The 7,279-nt window shown below is 64.1% G+C and carries 8 protein-coding genes; 6 read left to right on the top strand and 2 right to left on the bottom strand.

What is annotated here, in order from left to right; translation table 11 throughout:
• Both ACIQGV_RS37320 and ACIQGV_RS37315 read left to right on the top strand, forming a co-directional pair.
• Window positions 1–572: transposase (locus ACIQGV_RS37320; protein WP_402503357.1), on the top strand; the 572-nt coding region annotated here is incomplete at its 5' end.
• A complete protein-coding gene (locus tag ACIQGV_RS37315; protein ID WP_402503355.1) occupies window positions 569–967 on the top strand; it encodes a hypothetical protein in 399 nt (132 codons plus the stop codon). The genes ACIQGV_RS37320 and ACIQGV_RS37315, both read left to right, overlap by 4 nt.
• A gap of 84 nt (window positions 968–1,051) precedes the next feature.
• On the opposite strand, the gene ACIQGV_RS37310 is transcribed toward ACIQGV_RS37315, so the two are convergent.
• Both ACIQGV_RS37310 and ACIQGV_RS37305 read right to left on the bottom strand, forming a co-directional pair.
• Window positions 1,052–1,850, bottom strand: a protein-coding gene (locus ACIQGV_RS37310) for an IS5 family transposase (protein ID WP_402503359.1) whose coding sequence is annotated in 2 segments (ribosomal slippage) — window positions 1,052–1,505 and window positions 1,504–1,850 — 801 coding nt in all. Because the reading frame shifts where the segments join, the coding sequence is not laid out codon by codon here.
• Between the two features lie 171 nt (window positions 1,851–2,021).
• On the bottom strand, window positions 2,022–2,813 hold the full coding sequence (locus ACIQGV_RS37305; RefSeq protein ID WP_402503353.1) for a cutinase family protein: 792 nt from the start codon (window positions 2,811–2,813) through the stop codon (window positions 2,022–2,024).
• Between the two features lie 600 nt (window positions 2,814–3,413).
• Here ACIQGV_RS37305 and ACIQGV_RS37300 point away from each other — a divergent pair.
• The 4 genes from ACIQGV_RS37300 to ACIQGV_RS37285 all read left to right on the top strand — a co-directional run bounded on the left by ACIQGV_RS37300 (window position 3,414) and on the right by ACIQGV_RS37285 (window position 7,275).
• A complete protein-coding gene (locus ACIQGV_RS37300; RefSeq protein ID WP_402503351.1) occupies window positions 3,414–3,692 on the top strand; it encodes a hypothetical protein in 279 nt (92 codons plus the stop codon).
• A gap of 197 nt (window positions 3,693–3,889) precedes the next feature.
• Window positions 3,890–4,618 (top strand): VWA domain-containing protein, encoded by a 729-nt coding sequence (locus tag ACIQGV_RS37295; RefSeq protein WP_402503349.1) that lies wholly within the window; start codon window positions 3,890–3,892, stop codon window positions 4,616–4,618.
• 24 nt (window positions 4,619–4,642) lie between these two features.
• On the top strand, window positions 4,643–5,872 hold the full coding sequence (locus ACIQGV_RS37290) for a protein phosphatase 2C domain-containing protein (RefSeq protein WP_402503347.1): 1,230 nt from the start codon (window positions 4,643–4,645) through the stop codon (window positions 5,870–5,872).
• A 92-nt stretch (window positions 5,873–5,964) separates the two neighbouring features.
• A complete protein-coding gene (locus tag ACIQGV_RS37285) occupies window positions 5,965–7,275 on the top strand; it encodes a hypothetical protein (protein WP_402503345.1) in 1,311 nt (436 codons plus the stop codon).
• Window positions 7,276–7,279: the final 4 nt, after the last annotated feature.

Raw genomic sequence — 7,279 nt, 5'->3', positions numbered from 1 at the left:
GCTGCCAGGTCCGTGAGCGGGCCCGCCGATTAGAGGACCCGACCCTGGTGGTCCTGGACACCCAGAGTGTCCACGTGGCCGCCGGGGTCCCCGCCTCCACGAGCGGCCACGATCCGGCCAAGCGGGTGCCCGGCCGCAAGCGCGGACTGGCCGTGGACATCCTCGGCCTGGTCATCGCGGTCACCGTCCTCGCCGCGAACACCCACGACAACGCCGCGGGCATCGTCTTGCTGGACCAGGTCGCCGAGCACGCCGGCGGCACCGTCCGCAAAGCCCTGGTCGACCAGGGCTTCAAGAACCAGGTCGTCATGCACGGCGCCGGCCTGGGCATCGACGTCGAGATCGTCGAACGAAACCCGCAGGTCAAGGGGTTCGTTCCGCAGCCGAAGCGGTGGAGGGTCGAGCAGGCCTACGGGATCCTGATACTGCACCGGCGTCTGGTCCGCGACTACGAGTACCGCCCCTCCTCCTCCGCCTCCCGCGTCTACTGGGCGATGACCCACGTCATGACCCGGCGCCTCACCGGCACGAACGCCCTCACCTGGCGCGAGACGCCGGCGGCGGCAGCGTGAACATCCAGCCCCTGCTCGACGCCCTGGACCTCCAGGAAGACGCCGCCCGGGCCCTGGCCGACGACCTCCGCGCACAGATCGACGACCTGCAGACCCGGTTACGGGAGGCCGAGACGCACCTGGAGCACCTCGCGATCACCCGCAAGACCGTCACCGGCCTCGCCGACCGGCTCCCTGCCGTCGCGCCGGACCTGCCCGAGCACCCGGACTACCCCCGCATCCTCGCCGCCTTCAACCACGCGACCGGACCGCTACGAGCCAAGGACGTCTGCGAAGCCCTCGGCCACGAACTGCTGCCGAAGAACGTGGAAGGCACCCGCGCCAAGCTGAAACGCCTGGTCAAACTCGGCATCCTCACCGAGGCCGACACCGGCAACTTCGCCAGGAAGCAATAGCCGACCGACCCTCCACCAGCGAACTTGCCCCAACCTCAGCCAGAAACGGACATCACCTCACGAACCGCCCACTAAGAAGTCATCTCATTTGGCGAGTCTCCGATAGCAGATCAGGGTGTAGGCGATGCTGGTGAAGGCGAGGAAGTGGTCGGCCTTGCGTTCGTAGCGTCGGTGCAGGCGTCGGCATCCGGCGAGCCAGGCCATGGTGCGTTCGATGGTCCAGCAGTGACGGCCGAGCCGTTGCGAGGACTCGATGCCCTTGCGGACGATGCGATGCCGGATGCCTCGGCTCGCCAACCATTGCCGCAGGTGGTTGTAGTCGTAGCCCTTGTCGGCGTGGAGTTTGCGGGGCCTTCGTCGCCTGGGCCCTCGCCGCGAACGGATCGGAGGAATGCCCTTCACCAGCGGGATCAGCGCCTGGCTGTCGTGCGTGTTGGCGCCCGAGAGCCCGATGGACAGGGGCAGGCCGGTCCGCTCCGTGATCAAGTGGATCTTTGACCCGTACTTGCCCCGATCTACAGGATTCGGGCCTGTCAGCCCCCCTTTTCAGGGCGCGCATGTTGACCGAGTCAATCGCGCAACGGGACCAGTCCAGCTCGCCGCGGGATCCCAGTTCGTCGAGGACCAGGCGGTGGAGTTTGGCCCACACCCGGGCCTTCGACCACTCGGTGAAGCGGCGGTGAGCCGTCGCGCCGGACGGTCCGAACGAGGCGGACGGCAACTGCTGCCACGTGCAGCCAGAGGTCGCCACAAAGACGATTGCGGCCAGCACTTCCCGGTCGCCGTGCCGACGCCGGCCACCGCCCTGAGGCCGTGACGGCGCTTCCGGCACCACGCGCTGGAACAGCTCCCACAATTCGTCCGGCACCAGCCGTTCAACGATCCCTGCCACGACCGGCAGCTTACCCAACCAAATGAGATGACGTCTAAGTCGGCCTCTAGCACTCGGCGAGCAAAGCGACCTTGAGACAGGAGAGGCCCACGGTCAAGCCTCGCGTCAGCCCTCAGCTCGGTATCCCAAACGCCACGCCTCCTCCTCGCGGTATCGGCTGAGCTATTTTGATTTCGATTCCAGGAAGTCGCCACCGCGAGTTGTTGGTCCTCCTACATAGCCGCAATGTGGGCCGCAGTTCTTTCCTTGGGCTGCACGGGCTATCGTTTTACGCAAGTCTGCAGCTCGCTTCGCCATCCCCGCCTTGCTCGCCGCGTAGCCGACGCCACAAATTGGATCTTGATGGTTACACAAGCTCTGCACGCGGTCTGCCAGAGGTGGGTAAGGGCCGGGCAAAGCGGTACCGTGATACGTTTGAGCGATACCTCGAACCCCCCCTCCGTTCCATTGAGGGTCGCCATACAGTATGGCCGCCAGCACAATGGATGGGAGCGGAGTCGTTTTCAGGAACTGATCCACGACCCACGCGCCCAAGGAGTATCCAGCGAGCACGAAGTTCGCGTCGGGACATTTCTTGCGGACATTATCTATTGCGACGTTAATGGCCTCGACTCCTCTGTCCACAGCCGACGCTACGTCAGGTTTTATGACGACACTGAAAGTGCTCGCGAGGATAATGTCGCCGACTAGGCGCGTTGATGCCACTTTAGGATAATTCACAGACTCCCTGAACGGCGTCCCGACGCCTGAAGTCTCAGAAGTTCTCTTGAACCTAGCCCATGTCGCGTTTAGTACAGCAGATTTCTTATCGTTATCCTCGTTCAGACCTTTCAAGCCAATGAAACGTATCGTGGAGCATGTAGGGGAAGCCGTCGGTGCGGACTGCGCTGGAATAACTCCTGTCAAGGAACTGGAGAACAAGACTGCCGCAAGTATGCTTGCTCGATAGCGCATAACTTCCTCCAGGCTGCGGAGTCACCACCGGTGCAAATCCTCCATGTTGGGGACTAGAAGCATTCGGGGCTGGGGAATTATACGCACGTGTTCACTCAGCGCTCACAGAAGCGGGTGACATTGGCCTGGCAGCAGCCATCGGTCCGTCGACACAGCAGATTTGCGCTTCTCACACAACAGCAGCAAGAATTCTATTCGAGTGCATCGAGGGACCCTAAGAGACATCCCTCAGGTGAGCCCATTTCTTGAGGAAGTGAGACTTGAAGAATTACGTGCTGGGCGTCCCTCACTTGTGCCCCAGGTAACCGATGACTCATACCTCTCCCCATGATGCTTCTTCGATCTTGTGCCTGCATCTTGAGCCCTTCGGACCGACGGCCACGGGTGAGGTACTTCGGCGACTGGTTGTCTACCAGACGGACGAAACCTCCGCACACGTCTCTCCAAGAAGGGTTCGGGAAAGGCAAGTTCCATGCGTACGCGGCGCTTGCTGCACCGTACCCGGCTGACCGGCGTGCGGATCTCCTTCGGCAGGGGAGACAACGCCGCCTGCAGCACCATGGCACCGCCGTGGGACATCCAACCTCTGCAGCCTGCGGAGTGCGTCGGCCGATCGCCGACGTGCTGGTCCTTACGGTGCCGATGTTTTCCGACAACTTCGTCGAGGAGCTTCGCAAGGTCGGCCTGAAAGCCGACCGGATTCTTCCCGAGGGGGGCGGCATGGCGCCCGACGGACCCGGCGTGGTGGTCTACGGGCATGGCCGCCATATCGTGATGGCACGTGCGGAAATCGAAGCGGCTGCTACAGCTGGAACTGAGCAACGGGATGCTGCCAGCTGGCAGCCATGGAGGCACTTCACCGACGAACACTGGATCTGAGGTGAACGGACCGGCGGGCTGCGACGTGCACCGGAGAAGCAGGGATGCTCGCGCGAATGACCCGTCGTAACAGTACGTGATGCGCAGGGACTGTATGTGACAATTTGACGAGATGTCGAGGAGTGGTGTGACCATAATAAAGAGGGCAAAACGTCCACTCGGTCGAGTGGGTGCTTCATAGCGAAGGGAGCGGCCTCATGGGCGCCACTTCAACTCCCTCGGGCTTCGAGATGCGCGTCACCGCTGGTAAGGAGGGTCGGCGATTGCCGATCTACCTGCTGCTCGACTGTTCCGCCAGCATGGAGGGACCGCCGCTGGAAGCTCTGAAGGAGGGGTTGGAGACCTTCACCGCCGAGACAAAGCGCGATGTCCTTGCCCGCGAGACGGTCCACGTCGGAGTGATTGCCTTTCAGGGGGAGGAAGCGCAGCTTGTGCCCGACCATCTGGTGACGATTGACGACTTCGCTCCGCCACCACTGAAAGCGGAGGGTCTCACGCCTCTGGGCGCCGCGTTGCGGGAACTTGCGCGCTCGGTCGACCGAGACACCAAGCCTACAGTGAAGGGCAAACCCCCGGGCGACTGGAAGCCGCTGGTCTACATTCTCACGGACGGTCAGCCGACCGACGAATGGCAAGGCCCCCGCCGGGAAATCCAGGACCGGGCAAAGCAGAAGGTGCTCAACGTGATAACCGTCGGGTGCGGACCTGGGATCGACAGGCCCACGCTGGAAGCGATCGCGATCGGCCCCACGTTTTACCTCGACAACCAGGACTCAGATACGTTCAAGACATTCTTCGGGTGGGTGACACAGACGGCAGTGTCAGCCAGTCACTCCTTTGAGGAGACGCCAGACGCCACTCCCGGAGACGTCCAAGTAGCGGTGCCCAACCCGCCGCCGGAAGTCCGTCCAGTGCTCAACTTCTGACGGAAGGCGCACGGAGGCCGCGTCATGGGCAGCGAACAGAGCAGTAGCACTTTTACTGTCGGCGATCGCCAGCTTCGGGACGAGTCATTCACGCAACCGGACTGGTGCGCTGCATACGGCGGCGTGGGTCAGTATGCCGTGGTTGGCGCCAGCGCCCTCGGCAGGCAGCACTCGTACAACGGTAGACCGCGCGAGGACGCCTTCGCGGCACGCTCCGACGGGCGGTGGCTGGCGGTGGCCGTGGCTGACGGCGTTGGGTCCAGGCCGCACTCCCGCTACGGGGCCACGCTATGCGCGGAACGGCTCGCCGATCACCTCCTGCAGGGCGCGGCACAATGCCAGCAATCCAACGATCTACCTCACGCCGAGCCGGTGGTCCAGGCGGAGGGACTGCCGCCCGCCTCGGACAGTGCGCCTGATGCCGGCGAATCATCTCTGCTTGTGGAGGCTCTGGTCGCAGGTGGTCCCCTCGGTGAGTTCCCGCCGGCGTTGGAGCCAAGCGTGCAGCGCTTGATGGAGAGCTCCGCCGAGCACGCCGCCACTCTCACCTGGAACCGCCGTCTGCCCGGCCCGGCCAGTCTGGAAACTGCGCAGGACATGACTCCGGCTGAACTGCAGGCTCTCGTTCGGGCTGCCTTCGTCGCAACCCGTGATGACCTGGACAACTTCGCTGAAAGCCGCGGTCTGACCGCCCGCGATCTGTCGTGCGCGCTCCTAGGGGTCGTGCTCGACACTCACGACGGGCGTGGCGCAGGCGGCCACATCGGGGACGGGGCGATCGCCGTGCTCGACCATGCGCACGCCCCGCGCCCGCTGGTCGACCCACCTGCTCCTGCGGAACCCGGTGCGGTCTACGCCATCAGCCACCCGCGCTGGGAGACCTACCTGGCGACCGCACCCTTCACAGCGGAACCCGGCCAGCCGCCGCCAAGCCTGCTTCTGATGACTGACGGAGTGTCCGTCGACCATCTCTACCCCCCACCAGAAGGCGTCTATGAGCAGGCCTGCCGCGACATCCAGGCGCAACTGAGCGGACTGCCACCCGGCTACGCCGCATTGAAGCTGGTCCACTGGCTCGCCACCTACAGGCTTCCTGGAAGCTTCGACGATCGGACACTGGTCGCCGTCCTGTCCGACCGCGAAACCATCAGCAGCCAACCTTCAACGCCGCAGCCGCCCGCGGAGTCCACACCGGTTTCACATCAGGACCCGGTTCCTCCCAGTGCCGTCGGCGACACAGAGGTCCCGCCGTGACGAGGCACACGGCGACGCTGCGGCCGCCGCTCCATGGAATTCCTCAGGCCCTCCAACTCGCAGACGAAGCAGTGGCCGGCGGGGAAGGCACGGTGTATTTCAGCACCGACGGCCAATATGCCGTAAAAGTCTTCAATCGTCAAAACCCCGACCTGGAAAAACACTTGCGTTACGTCATGACGATATTTGCAAATCTACAAGAGGACCACAAGCGGTTCATCGTTCCTCCCCTTGCCCTCCTCGATGCCTTCGACGGTGAACCCCACCCCGGATTCGCCATGCGCCGCGTACCCCCGCGTTACCGAAAGGCGATCGAGCTCATCTTGACGCCTAAACAAGCAGCAGCTCAGTTCTCCAGAGGAAGCACGTGGGGGTCCTACCTGCTCGCCGCACGCAGCATGGCTCACGCGATCGCCGTCTTGCATAACAAAGGGTGCGCTCACACCGACATTCACTACGACAATTTCCACGTCGATATCGACGAAGGCGATGCGGTGATGATGGAGGCCGACGGCGTCGTGGTCGCGGGTGGCTTCGTCAAGCCTAGGGTTGCCGGACGGCGCGGGTTCATGGCGCCGGAAATCCTCACCGAACATGCCCGGCCGTCGAAGTTCACCGACCGGCACAGCCTCGCCGTGCTGGTGTTGCACACGCTGCTGTTCCGCAATCCGCTGGAGCCGCTTATCGAATACTCCGACGACCAGGACGAAAGCGTTCGGCTTGGCTGGGGGGAGCGGGCGCTGTTCAGTGAGGACTCCCGAGATCGACGTCACCGACCTAAGTACGTGGGCGTCCCCCTCTACAGCGAAGGCGCTTTGAGCTACCGCATGCTCACACCGCAGCTGCAGCGAGTCACCGAGGAGGCTCTCATCAGCGGACTGCATGAGCCTTCACGCCGACCCTCGACACGTGACTGGATGGAGGCACTCGCCGCGAGCCTGGACCAGCTGTGGGCCTGCGAACGGTGTGGGCAGCGGTTCCCCTACCCCTACTGGCTCGATCCCTGGGCGCGGCGCGCCTGCCCGTTCTGTGGCGAACGCTGCCACCGCCCTCTGCCGGTCGTGCTCGCCCTCTGGGAGGAGGGTCGCACCGGCAGTTTCGCCCCGATCGGGCGTGCCCTGGTCCTCGGGCATGGCTCGCCCCTCTACGCCGACATGGCCGAGCCTCACCGCTTGCCCCCGCGTACACGACGCGGAGTTCCCACGATCGGCTACGCCGCGTGGGACGCGAGCCATCACGCTTACCAGCTGGTCAACAACTCGGACGGGCTTTGGGTGAGCCTGCAAGGCACCGGGCAGCCGACGAAGGTAGCGAAAGGGCAGGCGCTGCTCCTGCGCCCGAAAACCATGATCCGCCTCGGTGGCGGACAGCGGGTCGTCGAGGTCATCGACGCCGGCGGGTGAAGCC

The organism is Streptomyces sp. NPDC093094, from assembly GCF_044754345.1.
Lineage (GTDB): Bacteria > Actinomycetota > Actinomycetes > Streptomycetales > Streptomycetaceae > Streptomyces.
Note: the sequence above shows the minus strand (reverse complement) of the source record. Positions and strands in the feature narration are given on the sequence as shown.

What these genes read in the sequence shown, in the direction of transcription:
- ACIQGV_RS37305 (WP_402503353.1), bottom strand. Translation starts at nt 2,813, where the DNA reads ATGCGCTATCGAGCAAGCATACTTGCGGCAGTCTTGTTCTCCAGTTCC.
- ACIQGV_RS37295 (WP_402503349.1), top strand. Translation starts at nt 3,890, where the DNA reads ATGGGCGCCACTTCAACTCCCTCGGGCTTCGAGATGCGCGTCACCGCT.
- ACIQGV_RS37290 (WP_402503347.1), top strand. Translation starts at nt 4,643, where the DNA reads ATGGGCAGCGAACAGAGCAGTAGCACTTTTACTGTCGGCGATCGCCAG.